Consider the following 15,631-nt stretch of genomic DNA (forward strand, 5'->3'; position numbering starts at 1 on the left):
CACACCAAACACCCGACATATGCCAGCCAGTGAGCGCCTTCGCGAGATACTGATTGAAGTGCAGACACTGCGCGAGCGCGAAGCGCAGGCTCTGAAGGAAACAACCTCCCTGCTTGACATGCTGGAGGCCGTGGCAACCGCTGCCGAGCCGCAAGACGCCATGCGCGCTTTTCTAGGGGAGATCGCCAACAGTCTGGATGCAGAAGTGGTCGCGATCCTCCGCATCGAGGAAGGCCGCCACACCCTCGTGGCAAGCTGGCCAGAAACAGCAAAGCTGGAGCCCTTCACACCGCCTGCTAACCTGGGGGTCAAGTTCAGGACGTTCGTTGATCTTGATGCTGTGCCGGCATGGTCTGACGTGCTTGGCGGCGGCTTTACCGCCACACGAAGCCTGCTTTCCGTCCCGGTCAGCCACCCCGATGGCAGGCCAGGCGCTGTTGCCTGTTTTCACACCGAAGCCAAACACTTTTCCAAAGAAGACGCTCAGCTTCTACGGCGGCTCAGCCGCTTTGCCTCGCAAATCCTCAACGCGCTGCATCTGAGCGCGCAGAACGCCCTTCTGGCAGCGGTTATTGACGGATCATCCTCGGGCTTTGCCATTGCGGATGCCACCGATGACGAAATGCCGCTGGTTTTTGTCAACAAGGCCTTTGAAGACATGACCGGTTACTCTGCGGCAGAAGTGCTGGGCAAGAACTGTCGCTTCCTGGCTCAGGATCCCTCCGACAGCCCTGAACGCAAGCGGTTGCGCCAAACGGTGAAGGACCGGGGCGCAGGCCATTTCCAATTGCGCAACCGAAAAAAGTCGGGCGAGCTTTTCTGGAATGACCTGACGCTGTTCCCGGTCCGCGATGACACCGCGCAGGCCACCCATCTGGTCGCGACCCAGACCGACGCCACAGATCGCGTCACGCTGGAGGACGCCCAGCGCGCAGCACAAGCGCGGCTGTCTGCAACGCTTGCACATACCAACGATGCCTTTCTGCTGATCCTCGACGGCGACAGGGTTGGCTTCAGCAACCCGGCCCTGCGCCGCCTGTTTCCCGCCCCGGGGCGTGATTGGGCGGAAGGATCGCTATTTGCGGAAAATTGGGCCGCCTATCTTGATGCTATCCCTGCAGCGCAGCGGCCCAACGGCGAGGCCTTCCTCAAGCCCGATCTAATGCAGCTGACCCGGAACGAATCCGGCCAGCGCCTTCAACTGCCAGACGGCAAGCAGGTGCTTGTGCGCGCCGATCAGGCGGAAGACGGCAATCTGGTGCTGTCCGCCACCGATATCACCTCGCTGCGCAATACAGAACGGCTGTTGCGCCAGCGCGCGGTGGCAGTTGAAAACGCCTCAGACGGGATAGCGATTGCCGATGCGAGAGGGCGCGTGATCTATGCAAACCCCAGCCTTGCGCGGCTTCTTGGCGCGAAAGACGAAGGGCATCTTGTCGGGCGGAAATGGCGTAGTTTCTACACTGACGTTCCGACAGACGTGCCGGACAGCGCCCGTGTCAGCGACGGCGGCGGCACCTTGATGGCCCTGAAGACCACCTCTGAATCAAACCTTTACCATGAAATTTCCTCCACCCTTGCGGACAAGGTGGGCGAGGTCGTGGTCATTCGCAACGCCACGGCCCGTGTTCTAATGCTGGAGCGGCAGCAGGAACTCAACAAGCAGCTGGAACGCTCACGGCGGCGCGAGGCGATCTCTCAACTCGCTGCCGGATTGGCGCATGATTTCAACAACCTGCTGTCTGCCATCAACGGCTCTGCGACGCTGATCGGGATGGAGGGTACCGCGACCCCCGCAATCCGCGATCACGCGAGCCGGATTGGCCGGGCGGGCAATCAGGCTGCGCGTCTGGTGAATACGCTGCTCGATCTTGGGGCTGCTGGTGAAAACGACAGTGTGTTTGATCTGCGCGCCGTTGTTGCTGAGGCTGAGGAGCTGATCCGCGCAAGCCTCGACACCGGTGTGACCCTTCGTGTAGAAGCGCCGCCCGAGGCCCTACTGATCCGTGGCCAAACGGGGGACCTGAGCCAGGTGCTTGTCAACCTCTTCCTGAATGCAAACGATGCCTACGAGGGGGCTGAGGGCACAGTTGAGGTCTTGCTTAAACCCACGATGGGCCATGACACCGACATGCGTGTCGGGGACTTGCGTGCCGGACGCGCCTATGCCCGCCTGAGCGTGCGGGACCAAGGATGCGGCATGATGGCGGAGACGCAAGAGCGCGTGTTCGAGCCTTACTTTTCCACCAAAGGCAGCGCAGGCACAGGGGTCGGCCTGCCCATGGTCGCAACCATCGTGGAACGCGCAGGCGGGGCCATTGATCTCAGTTCCACCGTCGCGGAAGGCACCACATTCACAATCTACTGGCCGCTGGATGAGCGCGAGGAAACCTGTGCGCTCTCGCCCGAGGCCAACAGCGACCTTTCTGGTCATACGATCCTGCTGCTAGATGATGAGCCGCAGGTGATGGAGGTTCTTGGGGCCTACCTCGAAGAACACGGGGCCGAGGCCGTTGCCATTTCACACCCGGAACTCGCGATTGAGACGCTGCTCGAAGACGGAGGGGCCTGGTCGGCCCTGATCACCGATTACGACATGCCGGAACTCACCGGGGGTGATGTTGTCCACCAGTTGCGCAATGCAGGCTGCACCGTGCCGATCTATGTTGCCACCGCATTGGCCCGGCGCTTGAAGGACCCCCGCATCAACGGCCAGACCGTGTCAGAGATATTTGCAAAACCTCTGAATTTGAGAGAACTTGTGCAACGACTGGCAGAGGATCTGCCGCAAAAAGATTGAACGCCTCATGCGCATACTTCTGGCCGACGACCACGATATGGTCCGGGACACACTAGCAGCCTTTTTGTCCCGCGAGGATGACATCGAAGTGGTGACCGCTGCGGACCTGCATGACGCGGTCGCCATCATCGACAAGGATCGCCCTTTTGATCTGGTGTTGCTGGATTACTCCATGCCCGGCATGGACGGCCTGAAAGGGTTGGAAACCGTGATAAATACCGGGGCCACGCGACCCGTTGCAATCATGTCGGGCACCGCCCCCAAAGCCGTGGCCCAAGAAGCGCTGGATGCTGGAGCCGTCGGCTTTTTGCCCAAGACCATGGCGGCAGCCTCCATGGTCAATGCGATCCGCTTCATGGCAGCGGGGGAAACCTTCGTTCCCGTGAAGTTCATGACTGCCGAGGATCCAGAAGAAACCAATCCGCTGGCAAAGGGTCTGAACCCACGAGAATTGGAAGTGTTGGGGGGCCTGTGCCGCGGCCTTGCCAACAAGGAAATCGCACGCGAGCTGGAGTTACAGGAGGTCACGATCAAGCTGCATGTCAAAACGCTGTGCCGCAAGCTTGAGGCCAAGAACCGCACGCACGCGGCCATGATTGCAAAAGAGGCCGGTCTGTTCTGACCGGCCTCCCTGCTTGTTTCAGAACAGGATCGCGTCGCTCACATCCTGCAGGAAGGCGTTGCCAAGGTTCTGGTGATCGTCGAGTTCCAGCGTCAGACCCTCAAGCGTGACCTGAAGGGTGTTTGCGTCGCTCCAGATCAGATGCTGTGTGACCCAGTCCTCTTCGCTTTGCCCCCCTGACAGCAGGTCCAGCGCTCGAAAATCGAGCCAGTCCCCGTCAAAGTCGGTGATCCGGTCGGTGCTGTTGTCCAGATCGCCCGCGCGGAAGATGAAGACATCCGCGCCTTCGCCGCCTGCCATCGTGTCGTTGCCTTCACCGCCATAGATGCGATCCCGGCCGGCCCCGCCGTCGATCAGGTCATCGCCCCGGTGCGCGTTGATGTAGTCGCGCCCGTCGCCGCCGTTCACAACATCATCGCCAGACCCGGACCGGATGCGGTCATCCCCCGCATCACCGGACACCACGTCGTTGCCGGTGCCAGCATTGATATCGTCGTTGCCGGTGCCACCTCTGATCTGATCGTCCCCCGATCCACCTTCAAGCGTATCGGTGCCTGTGCCGCCATCAAGCGTGTCATCACCTGATCCGCCGTTTAGCAGGTCATCGCCCGCGCCGCCCATGAGATGGTCAGATTGCGCACCGCCAGACAGTGCATCGTCACCTTCCCCAGCGGCCAGAACATCGTCACCAGATCCACCCGAAAGCGTATCATCCCCGATGCCGCCGCTAAGCGTGTCGTGCCCGGCAGAGCCGTCCAACAGGTCGTTGCCTTCACCACCAGACAGAATGTCGTCATCCTCTGGCAGCAGGTTGCCGAATTGATCATAGCGCAGGCCGTTTTCGTCATAGGTGGATATTACCCCACCGCCTTGATCAGGCCCGGCACCGCCATAGAGCGTGTCATCCTGCGCACCGCCATCCAAATTATCTCCGCGCGAGCTGCCGATCAACAGGTCCTCGCCAATACCGCCCTGAATGGTGTCCTGGCCCGCGTTCCCGTCGATCACGTCGTCATAGGAATTTGCCGCGTCCTCGGTCAGCACCAGATCAGGCGAGTCGATCAGCACAACGGCACCCGCATCAACGGAAGTAAACGGATCAATCGCGCGCGGGTCAAAGGCACCGTCGTTCGAATAGGACCGAGGCGCATCTGCAACCAGCACCAAAACGATCTCGCCCGTGTCGGCGTTGATATCGACGCGATAGATGCCGCCAGACGACGGCGTGCTGTCATCCATATCATGATCACCACTGTTGCCGCCCACATAAAGCGTGCCATCCCGGTCCACCACGGCGGCCCCAAAGGTCACACGCGGCGCGCCTTCGTGGAATTCGCCATCAATGATGGTGCCGGAGATATCCATGGTCGAGAATTGAGGCTCCCCTCCTTCGGAAACGCCAGAGACGTCCACGGTGAAGAGCTGCGCTATGCCGCCTTCCTGCGCCGGGCTGACAACACCGCGAAAGACCTGCGCCTCTGCGTCAAACGCCAGATCCCAGACCCGGTCTGTCACCAGATCATGCTCGAAACGGTAGACAGTTGTCACCGGGTTGCCGTCTGCATCAAACTGGTCCACGTCGATCACGGACACTCGGTCCATCGACGAATGGAACGACCACAGGTTGCCCTGATCGTCAAAATCCCCGGTCCAGGCACGATAGGGGCTTTCGCCGAGACGGTAAGAATTGCCTTCAGCGTCCAGCATCACGATGTCGGTCTGCGCCACCGCGTTGCCAAGGCTGTCGACGCCATTGCGCACTGCCACGCCATAAAACAGGTCGTCTTCCTGATTGAATCCAAGGCTGTTCACAACCACGCTCGCATCCGCCCCAAGCTGGGAATAGCTTTCGCTGGCCGGATCAAAAGCAAACATCGTGCCGTTAATGATCTGGTAGATGTAAGGCTGGCCTGCAACAACCGCGCGCACCTCCAGCTCTTCCCCGCCGATGGTCACGCCCCGGTCGTAAGACAGGATAGGGCCATCGTCGTGGATAGTCGGGCCGGCATCGTTTTCGGATTCCGAGGCCCGGAACGTCAAAACACCTTCACCTCCCGTCCCTGCGAAGCTGACTTGATGGGCCTGAAAATCACCAGAGTTGGTGTCGAAGCTGTCGATCACCTCGCCGTTCCAGAGAACCTCGACAAGACCGGAAAGTGTGCCGCCTGAAACGTTTGATGCAACGTCAAAAGACAGCGTGTACGTGCTGCCTTCGAGGGTCTGAACCGATTGGCTCATTTCCTGCGCGGCACCGTTTTGGTGCACCTGCCAGGCACCATCTTGCCCGTATTGTGCAAAGGTCAGCGCGTCCGAGACGTCGGTGATCAGGTTTTCGCCGGGGGTGTCTCCGACAAGGATGTCGTTGCCAGCGCCGCCGGAAATTGTGTCGTCGCCTGCAAGGCCGGTGATGAGGTCAGATTGGCTCGATCCAGTCAAATTGTCATGCTGATCGGTGCCCAGAAGTGTCTGTGACATGGGGTGTTCCTTTGATTTGAACGTTTGGGTTTGAGGGGAAGGCGGGGCTGCTGTTACCAGCCGATCCCGTCGTAGGTGCCCTTGGCAGGGCGTTCCGGCGTCAGCCGAACAAGATCGATCACGGGGCAGTCCGCGCTCAGGGCGGCCTCCACGTAGTCATCGTTGCGTTGGGTCACGATCAGGGCGTCGACGGCGCCGGTCACATCCGCGAGGTCATCGCGCAACATGCCAGGCAAGTGCTCTGCCATGTCCTGCAGCCCCTGGCTGCCGTTCTGAACATAGGCCAACTGGCCCTCCAACGGTGTTTCCGGCGAAATGGCAGGGTCATGGATGACCACATCGACACCTTCGGCGCGCAGATCCGCGATGACCTCCAGTATCGGGCTTTCGCGCAAATCGTCGGTGCCGGGTTTGAACGCCAGCCCCAGCACGCCAACCTTTTTTGCACCCGTCTTGCGCACCATTTCGGTCGCTTCCGCGATGTGGCAGTCGTTTGACGTGCCAAGATGCTGAATGAGCGGCAGATCAACGCCGAGGTTTTCGGCAATATGGGCCACCGCACGGACTTCCTTGGGCAGACAAGACCCGCCATAGGCAAAGCCGGGCTTGAGATAATAGGGCGACAGGTTCAGCTTGGTGTCCTGGACAAAGACGTCCATGACCTCGTGACTGTCGACACCCAGCGGCTTGCACAGACGCCCCACTTCGTTGGCAAAGGTCACCTTGGTCGCATGCCAGACGTTGTCGATGTATTTCACCATCTCGGCAGTTTCGATCGACGTGATGACCGGGGCCGCGTCCACCGGTGCGTAGATCCGCGCGAGTATGTTCGCAGAGCGATCACAGGTCGCACCAATCACGGTTTTAGGCGGCTCGTGGAAGTCGGCCACGGCCACACCTTCTCGCAGAAACTCGGGGTTGAATGCGATGCCGAAGTCATCGCCCAGCACCTTGCCCGACATCTTTTCGATGATCGGGGCCATCACCTTCATCGTGGCCCCCGGCGGGATCGAACAGCGCATGACCACCGTGTGAAAGCCATCTTTCTGCGCGATGCCCACACCAATCGAGCGCGCGGCGGATTCGATGTAGCGGTAGTCGCACCCGCCGTCCGCTGCTGTGGGCGTGCCAACGCTGACAAAGGTCACATCAGTATCGCGCACTGCATAGGCCAGATCATCCGTTGTGGTAATCAGGCCGTTTTCCACGCCCTCCGACAACAGCTCGCCCAGACGATCTTCGTGGATGGGTGAACGGCCAGCGCCAACATCTGCGATCTTGGTCTGGTCTAAGTCCACACCGACGACACGGTGGCCAAGGCTCGACAGGCAGGCGGTCGACACAGCGCCGACGTAGCCAAGGCCAACGATGCTGATAGCCGGTTTCTCTTCGATGACGCGCAGGGCGACTGGGGTTGCGGGTGCAGTAGCAAAAGGTGTCAGATCCATCTCAGTTCTAGCTCCATCCAGGGTTTTTCACTTTCTGCACCCCTTCTAAAATATTGTTTTTGCTTTATGTTTTGGGGGAATGGATAGGAAGGGCGGCAAAGGGCTTGCCGGACTATCCTTTCGCATGGTGCCCGCTCACCCATCGAGAACGCGCAGCATGGCGCACAAAAAAGACCCCCCGGTGGTGGTGAACCGGGGGGCCTCTGACGGCCAGATGAGAGAGTTGAGTGGAGCCGCCTGGCCGATATCTTGAAGGGGTGTGCGTCAGGCCGCAGAGGCCTCCGCGCGGGCGTAGATGTCTTCGTAGCGCACGATGTCATCTTCGCCGAGGTAGCAACCCGATTGCACTTCGATCAGCGTGAGCGACAGCTTGCCCGGATTGGACAGTCGGTGCACCGCGCCCAGCGGAATGTAGGTGCTTTCGTTCTCGGTCTTCAGCATGTCCTCGCCGTCCACATGCACGATGGCCGAGCCTTCTACGACCGTCCAATGCTCTGACCGGTGATGGTGGGATTGCAGGCTCAGCTGTGCACCAGGCTTGACCACGATCCGCTTGACCTGAAAGCGCGGGCCGAGGGCCAGGGTTTCGTAGTGGCCCCAGGGACGATGGCACCTTGAGAACTCGGTCGCCTGTTTGGCGTCCTGCGCTTTCAGGGTGCCCAAGACTTCCTTCACGCGCTGGCTGTCGTCAGTTTTGGCCACGAGGATCGCATCGCCCGTGACAATCGCGGTAATCCCGTCCAGACCCAGCCCTACAAGGGCGGTGTCCCCATCCGAGCGCAGCAGCGTATCGGTGCAATCCATGGCGGTCGCGTTGCCTTGGGTGACATTGCCGCCTGCGTCCTGATCGCCTTCACGCCAGACCGCATCCCAAGACCCCATGTCGGACCATCCGCAATCCATGGGCACCACCGCCAGATCGTGATGTTTTTCCATGATCGCATAGTCGACCGAGATATCTTCGACCCGGCCCCAGGGCTCTTCCGCCAGGCGGATGAAGTCGAGGTCGCGTTCCGCGTTGGCGAGTGCGCCATGGCACGGCAGCATCATCTGCGGGGCGTAGCGGTCAAAGGCGTTGATCAGCGTGTCAACGCGGGCCATGAACATGCCGCCGTTCCACAGATACTTGCCGGTTGCGATCATCTCTGCGGCGCGCTCTGCGTCGGGCTTTTCGACGAATGACAACAGCGGCTGTGCGTCAGCACCGGCGTCGATGGCTTGCGCCAGTTCAAGGTAGCCAAAACCTGTCTCGGGCCGTGTCGGGCGGCTGCCGAAGGTGACGATGCGGCCCTTGGTTGCGGCCTTTTCGCCTGCGTCCAACGCAGCCTTGAAGCCCGCGTCATCGGCAACAGTGTGGTCAGACGGGCAGATCAGAAGAACCCGCTCAGGCGTGTCCGCGTGCATCAGCGCAGCCGTCAGGATCGGTGCGGCCGTATTGCGGCCCTGAGGTTCGATGACAATCTGTTGCAGCGCGCGACCTGCTGCCTGCTCGGCGGCGATAAAGCGATAGTCATTGCCGGTGATGACCACAGGGGCCTCAAGGTGTGACAGCCGGTCCAGCGTGGCCTGATAGAGGCTCTGATCACCGGTCAGATCGGTAAATTGCTTGGGGTATGCCTTGCGGCTGACAGGCCAAAGACGGGTGCCGGTGCCACCGGCCAGGATGATAGGAGTGATCATTGTGCAAGCTCCACTTTGCAAGAATTGTTTTCGATGAGGCAGGTGTAACCTGCTGATTCACCGAAATCTTCTGAGCGGAGGGATGGTTTCCGGCGCTTTGGGTGAGCAGGAGGTCTCGAAAGTATAGGGGGCATTCACCTTGCAAATGAGCGTGCCGCGTTCGAACCGAAGGGTGGGCGAGAAACGCCAATCCCGTGGGGGCGGTTCGGTCGCTGCCCGTGCACAGCACGGGCATGATGCGTTTTCATTGACGAACGACAATAGCCGGAAGATGGTGGTAAATTCTGCCTGTCAAAACGGCAGCGCCATCACCCCGGAGTAAAGCGCCAGCCCGTAGACAAACCCGGTCACCGTCGTCACCAGCTGAAATTTGGCCATCCAGCCTTGCAGCCGCTGGCCGTCCCCGGCGGACTGATTGCCCCGGTTTGACCACTTCTGCTTGGACAGATGGAAGATCATGAAGATCTTCACAGAGGCGTTGATCACCTGATTGAGGTATAAGATCACCGGCCAGCTCAAATCGATCCGCAACGAATAGCGGAACAGAAACAGGCACAGCAGGACCCGGCTGAAAAGCACCCAGACCAGGCAATTCCAGATGTAGATGGGCTCGGCCAGTGATACCAACACCGCCATCACCGGACTGACCATCATTGTCCACATCGCCAGACGCTGATCGACAAGGCACCACCATATGAAGGGGTTCACCTTGCGCGGTCCTAGTGCAATGGCGCGCTGGCCGTTGCGCAGCATGTTGCCGGACCAGCGGCGGAAGTTCTGGACCATGCGGCCCAGGCCGTTCTCCTTAATCACCTCGATGGTGTAGACGGTCGCGTCGGGCACATAGCACATCTTCGCGTCGCGGGTCAGCATGTGGTACCAGGTCGATTTGTCATCGCCCGACAAAAACCGGAAACGGCCCCACAGCCAGTGGTCCAGATGGTCCGCCTCAATCGTACGAATGAACTTCTCAGACAACATGTGTTCGGCTCGGAACACCGACATGCGGCCTGTGAGGGTCAGCACCTTGCCCGCCAGCGCGTGGCTTTGCATCGCCAAACGACGCTGCGCAAAGCGCATGTCGAGCCAGGACGCGATCCACTGGGGGCCGTAGCAGATCACCTCTTCATCCGTGGTTAGCGCCTGCAACTCAGGGTCCGCGCCAAACATGCTCAGCGTCTTTTCCAGCACGTCCTCGCCATAAAGCGCGTCCCCGTCCATGAAGATCACCAGATCGTCGGGGTGCACGCCATTGCGGTTGATCGCGCGCAGGATCATGCCAATGGCCATCCGCTTGCCCGGCTGGTTCTGGCGCAGGAACACCAGTTTCGCGAGCTCATCAGGGATATCGGCGGCGTGCGTGCGCACGAACTCGGTGATGATCTGTTCGTCGTAGTACGTCCCTGTCCCGATATAAAGCGTCGTCGGGATCCGCTCGCGCCGGATCTGGCCGAGGATGGAGCCGATGACCCGCTTGGTGATCGCCGGTTCTTCGTAGTAGGTGGTCATCTGGATGTGCAGGCGACGGGGGCGCCAGCCGTCGGCCCAAAGCGCAGAGGCCCGGGCGCGAGTGCCGGGCCAGACGCGGCGGGCATAGATTTCGGCGCGCACCGCATGGGTGAACCACCAGCCAAAGCGCCAGATGCCCAGCGTGCCAAGCATTAGCGTCACGTGCATTGTTGTCGGGACAAAGTAGCGGTTCGGCATATGTGTGAGCAGCCAGACCAGCAGAGTGAAGAGTGCCGCAAAGCCAAAGATCTGCCGCCATGACCACCGCGCGCGGCCCTGCCCCTTGAGCTCCACAAGAGTTTGCAGGCGACCCGTCAGGTCCTTGTCGAACTCATAATCGCTTTCAGGCGCAGACATCAGTTCACCTCCGCCCTAGTGAATCCACTCCGGGACCCAGGCGCGCCGGATGCGCAGGTCCACGGGACTGAGCGGGGTCAGCTGGGTCTGTGGCGGGGTGGCAACGGTAACAATCAGGCCGAAACCCCGCTTGGCAGCACTTTCGTCGACCCCCGCCACAACGGTCAGAACCTCACCTTCAAACTGCTGAGGGCCTTCCGGCGTTGGCACCGTCATCTGCGCCGTCATGCCGGGGGCCAGGCGGGTCAGGTGCGCCTCATCCACCCAGGTGCGGATGGTGCGGGGCGCATTTTCCTCGACCACCGCAAGGGGCGTGCCGCGGGCCACATGCATGTCTTGCAAGGCCGTCACATCCCGAACGGTGCCTGCGACCTGCGCCTTGATGTCCAAGAGCCGTGCATCAGCCTTGGCGATACCGACTGCCCGCTTGGCGCGACGCACGTCCTCTTTGCGGGCATTGCGCGTGGCAACCAGATCTGCGCGGATGTCATGGTAGTCGCCCGACCGCAGGCTGCGCCCGTCTTCGAGCGCACGCACGGCGGCCCTTATTGCGTCAACGTCGGCCTGCGGGCCTGGTATATGCCGCTCCCCCTGACGCGCCAGCGCAGCTTCAAGCTGAGCCTCCAGCGTCTCCAGAACCTGCGGATAGGTCGCCTCATGCTTGCGCAACAGGGCGCGGGCCTCTGTCAAGGCGTGTTCCTTATCGTTGAGCGCGCGGCGGGCATCATCCAGACGCCCCTCGCGGCGTGGATCGGACATGCGGATCAGCGTGTCACCCCGTGCAACACTGTCACCCACTTGCACCATGATCTTGTCGATATAGGCGGGTGCCGTCGACACATGGGTGACTTCGGGGGCAATCACCCGGGCCTGCACCGTCGGAATGGTCATGACCCGCAAGATCACGCTTTGACCCAGCAGGCCAAAGATCAAAACGGCCGCCGCGAGATAGGTCAGAAGCGCCTTGACCAACCTGAATGCGCGAGACGGAACATGTGCGGTGGCAGCGGCTTCCTCCTCTTCCGTTTCGCCCATCGGCACCAGATCAACCGGAGTATCAAGTGCGGTAATCATGTCTTGCGTGCTGGCCATGCGACCGGACAGCAGGTTCGAATGAAACAGCGCCAACACCTCACGCTGCCGAACGGTCAGATCTTCGAAGGCATAGAAGTCTCCACTGGCATCTGCTGAAAGCTTCACCGGAAAGCCCAGATCAATTCCCTGGAAGGGGATGCTCAGGGTTCCGCGCGTTGGGAAAACGTCCATACCCTCTGGCTTGCAAACGCCGCTCACGCACCATGCGTCAATCACCACATCCGGCTGATCAGCGACCCGCAGTTTCAGCGGGGCCCGCGCAAAGAAGGTCAACTCCTTGTGCGGTGGTTCATGTACGATCTCCATTCTCGTGCCCTTTGTCGGCTCCAACTCGAGGCCCTGCATAAAGGGCGCGGGTGCCGGCACGACAGGTCCCAACAGGGTAAGTTCAGGCGTAAAGGGACAGCGCCCTATCCTTTGGTAGAGTCCCCCTATCCCACCTGCACCCGTTGCGAGTTCATTCGCATAAGACGCAATGATTTCATTTATCAAACGGGCCTGGGCGTTCTAGGAGCGGTTCAAGCGCTTTTGTGGAGTATGCGATGATGACCCGTCTTTCCTGTTTCAAATCCTACGACATCCGGGGCCGGGTGAACGAAGACCTAACCGAACAGCTGGCTCGCGATTTGGGCGAGGCTGTGGCGCAGGTGATGGCCGCCAAAACGGTTGTCATTGGCCAAGACGCGCGGGCGGACTCGCCGCGCTTTGCGGCGGCGTTGGCTCAAGGGCTCAACCGCGCGGGCGTGGACGTGCTGGACCTGGGGCTCTGCGGGACCGAAGAGGTTTACTTCGGCACCGACCACTATGACGCCGGTGCAGGCATCATGGTCACGGCCTCACACAACCCGATTGATTACAACGGGTTTAAGCTTGTGGGGCGCGGCGCGACCCCCCTGCCCGATAAGACCTTCCGCAAGATCGAGGCCGCAACCGCCACCGCGGATTTTCAAAAAGCCGCCCGACCCGGCAGCCTGAAGCAGGCGAATTGCCGCGAGGCATATGTCGCACGGGTCCTGTCTTTCGTGGACCCGTCTGATCTTGACGGCTTCCGGGTGCTGGCCAACGCAGGCAATGGTGCTGCGGGCCCGACCTTTGACGCCGTCGTGGAGGGGCTCTCGGCGGCGGGGGCGAAGCTCGATATCGTGCACCTGCACCACACACCGAACGCGACCTTTCCCAATGGCATCCCCAACCCCCTGCTGCCCGAAAATCAGCCGGTCACCGCAAATGCCGTGCTGCAGAACAAAGCCGATGCGGGCCTGGCCTGGGACGGCGACTTCGACCGCTGCTTCTTTTTCGACGAAAAGGGAGCCTTCATCCCCGGCGAATACATCGTCGGCGCGCTGGCGGATGCCGTTCTGGCCCGCAGCCCCTTCGAAAGCATCGTCCACGACCCGCGTGTGTTGTGGAACACGCAGCGTATTGTGGCGCAGGCAGGCGGCACGGCAGTCGCCTCAAAAACCGGGCACGCGCTGATCAAGGCCAAGATGCGCGAAACGGGTGCGGTCTACGGCGGAGAGATGTCCGCGCACCACTATTTTCGCGACTTCATGTATTGCGACAGCGGCATGATCCCCTGGGTGCTGCTGCTGGCGCGGCTTGCGCAGACCGACCAATCGCTCAGCGCGCTGGTGGCCGACATGCGGGACCTGCATCCGTCGTCCGGAGAAATCAACTTCCGCGTCACAGACGCCAAAGCCGCCACGGCGGAGGTGGAGCGGTTGTTCACGAGCGCAGAAACGCAGATCGACCGTCTCGACGGGCTGAGCCTGACAAATGACAGCTGGCGCCTCAACCTCCGCGCCTCCAACACCGAACCCCTGCTGCGACTGAACATCGAAACCCGCCAGGATGGCGCGTTGCTGGAAGACAGGGTCAAGGCGGTAACAAAATGTTTGGAGCAGTTCCTGGCTGACACGGCTTAAGGTGCCAACTGACAAAAGACACCCGTTTGTAACAGGTCTTCTCATCAAGTTACCCTCGCCGGGAGCACGTTTTGGAGACGAAAGTCTGACCCGCCAACCCACACTCATAAAAAGCAAAGCTGTGCTTCGGCAAAGGAAAAGTTCTGTCGCAAAAGGAAGAACTATGTGTCGCCTTACAATTTGAGAAGTGGCGGACCGAGGAGGATTCGAACCCCCGACCCCCTGATTCGTAGTCAGGTACTCTATCCAGCTGAGCTATCGGTCCACTGGCGGGCGGTTTAGTCCTCGCGCCACAGGTTTGCAAGGGGATTTCCGAGCAAATGGGCAGAGAGGCTCAGATATCTTCGCCCTTTGGCAAGCGGATGGAAAATACAGTCCCCTTTGGCCCGGTCCGGTCCAGCTCCAACGCGCCGCCGTGCCCCCGGATAAGTTCTTGCGCAATCGCAAGGCCCAGGCCCGTACCGCCCTTGGCCACACCACCCTGAAACGGCTGAAACAGGTGCTCTTGCGCCTTGGGTGGCAGGCCCGGTCCCGTGTCGGCGATCTCGATCCACCAATTGTCAGCATCTTCATAGGCCGATACGTTGATCTCCCCCGACTTGCCCGTCGCAATGATGGCCTGGCGCGCATTGCGCACAAGGTTCGAGACGACGCGGAACAATTGCTCGGGATCCGCGCGCAGGGAAAACAGCGGTGGAATGTTCTCGCTCAGCGAAAGATCATGATCGCCCACTGCCAGCCGTTCGCTGTCCAGCACATCGGCCACGATATCATCAAGGTTGAAGATCATCAGCGTCGGGCTCGGCTCTTCGGCCTTGCCGAAGGCGAGCGTGCTTTCACACAGGTGGACCGCGCGGGTTATGGAATTGACCAGCTTTGGTGCCATCCGCCGCACCAGCGGATCCTCCGATGCCTCAATCCGGTCCGTGAAGAGCTGGGCCGAGGTGAGAATGTTGCGCAGATCGTGACTGATCTTCGACACCGCGCCACCCAGTTGCGCCAGCCGGTCCTTCTGGCGCAGCGCTGAAATCAACTCGGTCTGCAGGCTGCGCAACGCCTCCTCCGCCTCGCGCAATTCGGTCACCCCAGCGTTGGGGGTGATGATCCGACGCGCATCCTCAGGGGCTGCGGCATAGCGCTGCATATGGCCGACCACGCCGCGAATTGGTTTCACAAGAATGGCGCGCACAGCGATGAACAGCAGTCCCGCGGTGACAATCGAGATGACCGCCGACAGAACCAGAATACGAATGCCGTAATCGATCATTGCAACCCGCAGCGGCTCGGTCTCCATCGTGATCTCGATCAGCAGACCCGCCTCCCGCGTCGGCGCACCGATCACGCGGATCACTTCATTCTCCGGCTCCACGATCCGCATCAGCGCATCCCGGATCAGGACCGGCGCCGTCCCGTCGCGCAGATCAAAGGTGGCGTCGATGGGCTGCGGCATGGGCGAGGCAAGCATAAGCTGGCGCACCTCATCCCGGCGCAGCACGACATTGAACACGCCCGCATTCTCCAGAAGCTCTTCTTCAAGCGCGCTGTCGATCATGTCGTCTGCGAGCAGCGCCAGCGATGCAATCTGTGCGCGCTCGAGCCTATTCTGCAGATACTCCTCCCGAAACCGCGCGATAGACGGGACAAAAATCAACACTTCCGCCAACATCACGAAGATCGTGGTTAGGATCAGGAACCGGCCGGAGAGTGAATTCATCATCGT

At 60.7% G+C, this 15,631-nt stretch carries 9 protein-coding genes and 1 tRNA gene; 3 read left to right on the forward strand and 7 right to left on the reverse strand.

Translation table 11 applies throughout. The features are described 5' to 3' along the window. Window positions 1–19 precede the first annotated feature (19 nt). Both FD715_RS19480 and FD715_RS19485 read left to right on the forward strand, forming a co-directional pair. The gene (locus tag FD715_RS19480) at window positions 20–2,800 is read left to right on the forward strand and encodes a PAS domain-containing protein (RefSeq protein WP_147113983.1); all 2,781 of its coding nucleotides are present in this window, start codon (window positions 20–22) and stop codon (window positions 2,798–2,800) included. 7 nt (window positions 2,801–2,807) lie between these two features. Then, the gene (locus tag FD715_RS19485) at window positions 2,808–3,422 is read left to right on the forward strand and encodes a response regulator transcription factor (protein ID WP_147113986.1); all 615 of its coding nucleotides are present in this window, start codon (window positions 2,808–2,810) and stop codon (window positions 3,420–3,422) included. 18 nt (window positions 3,423–3,440) lie between these two features. On the opposite strand, the gene FD715_RS23005 is transcribed toward FD715_RS19485, so the two are convergent. The 5 genes from FD715_RS23005 to FD715_RS19510 all read right to left on the reverse strand — a co-directional run bounded on the left by FD715_RS23005 (window position 3,441) and on the right by FD715_RS19510 (window position 12,292). Next, window positions 3,441–5,897: a calcium-binding protein gene (locus FD715_RS23005; RefSeq protein WP_147113989.1), complete on the reverse strand. Its 2,457-nt coding sequence runs from the start codon at window positions 5,895–5,897 to the stop codon at window positions 3,441–3,443. 53 nt (window positions 5,898–5,950) lie between these two features. Continuing rightward, entirely contained in the window at window positions 5,951–7,345 is a 1,395-nt protein-coding gene (locus FD715_RS19495) for a nucleotide sugar dehydrogenase (RefSeq protein WP_147113993.1), read from the reverse strand. A 264-nt stretch (window positions 7,346–7,609) separates the two neighbouring features. After that, entirely contained in the window at window positions 7,610–9,025 is a 1,416-nt protein-coding gene (locus tag FD715_RS19500) for a mannose-1-phosphate guanylyltransferase/mannose-6-phosphate isomerase (protein WP_147113995.1), read from the reverse strand. Between the two features lie 291 nt (window positions 9,026–9,316). Then, window positions 9,317–10,891, reverse strand: coding sequence for a glycosyltransferase (locus tag FD715_RS19505; RefSeq protein ID WP_147113998.1), 1,575 nt, complete (start codon window positions 10,889–10,891; stop codon window positions 9,317–9,319). Window positions 10,892–10,906: 15 nt separating this feature from the next. After that, window positions 10,907–12,292, reverse strand: coding sequence for an HlyD family secretion protein (locus FD715_RS19510; RefSeq protein ID WP_189799561.1), 1,386 nt, complete (start codon window positions 12,290–12,292; stop codon window positions 10,907–10,909). 239 nt (window positions 12,293–12,531) lie between these two features. Between FD715_RS19510 and FD715_RS19515 the strand changes: the two genes are divergently transcribed. Next, the gene (locus FD715_RS19515) at window positions 12,532–13,911 is read left to right on the forward strand and encodes a phosphomannomutase (protein WP_147114128.1); all 1,380 of its coding nucleotides are present in this window, start codon (window positions 12,532–12,534) and stop codon (window positions 13,909–13,911) included. A 188-nt stretch (window positions 13,912–14,099) separates the two neighbouring features. Here FD715_RS19515 and FD715_RS19520 read toward each other — a convergent pair. Together FD715_RS19520 and FD715_RS19525 are read right to left on the reverse strand one after the other, a co-directional pair. Then, a tRNA-Arg gene (locus FD715_RS19520) sits at window positions 14,100–14,176 on the reverse strand. A 69-nt stretch (window positions 14,177–14,245) separates the two neighbouring features. After that, window positions 14,246–15,628, reverse strand: a complete 1,383-nt coding sequence (locus tag FD715_RS19525; RefSeq protein ID WP_147114005.1) for a HAMP domain-containing sensor histidine kinase — start codon at window positions 15,626–15,628, stop codon at window positions 14,246–14,248. Window positions 15,629–15,631: the final 3 nt, after the last annotated feature.

It is taken from the genome of Tateyamaria sp. syn59, from assembly GCF_007995245.1.
In the GTDB taxonomy this organism is placed as follows: Bacteria; Pseudomonadota; Alphaproteobacteria; order Rhodobacterales; family Rhodobacteraceae; genus Tateyamaria.

What these genes read in the sequence shown, in the direction of transcription:
- FD715_RS19480 (WP_147113983.1), top strand. Translation starts at nt 20, where the DNA reads ATGCCAGCCAGTGAGCGCCTTCGCGAGATACTGATTGAAGTGCAGACA.
- FD715_RS19485 (WP_147113986.1), top strand. Translation starts at nt 2,808, where the DNA reads ATGCGCATACTTCTGGCCGACGACCACGATATGGTCCGGGACACACTA.
- FD715_RS23005 (WP_147113989.1), bottom strand. Translation starts at nt 5,897, where the DNA reads ATGTCACAGACACTTCTGGGCACCGATCAGCATGACAATTTGACTGGA.
- FD715_RS19495 (WP_147113993.1), bottom strand. Translation starts at nt 7,345, where the DNA reads ATGGATCTGACACCTTTTGCTACTGCACCCGCAACCCCAGTCGCCCTG.
- FD715_RS19500 (WP_147113995.1), bottom strand. Translation starts at nt 9,025, where the DNA reads ATGATCACTCCTATCATCCTGGCCGGTGGCACCGGCACCCGTCTTTGG.
- FD715_RS19505 (WP_147113998.1), bottom strand. Translation starts at nt 10,891, where the DNA reads ATGTCTGCGCCTGAAAGCGATTATGAGTTCGACAAGGACCTGACGGGT.
- FD715_RS19510 (WP_189799561.1), bottom strand. Translation starts at nt 12,292, where the DNA reads ATGGAGATCGTACATGAACCACCGCACAAGGAGTTGACCTTCTTTGCG.
- FD715_RS19515 (WP_147114128.1), top strand. Translation starts at nt 12,532, where the DNA reads ATGACCCGTCTTTCCTGTTTCAAATCCTACGACATCCGGGGCCGGGTG.
- FD715_RS19525 (WP_147114005.1), bottom strand. Translation starts at nt 15,628, where the DNA reads ATGATGAATTCACTCTCCGGCCGGTTCCTGATCCTAACCACGATCTTC.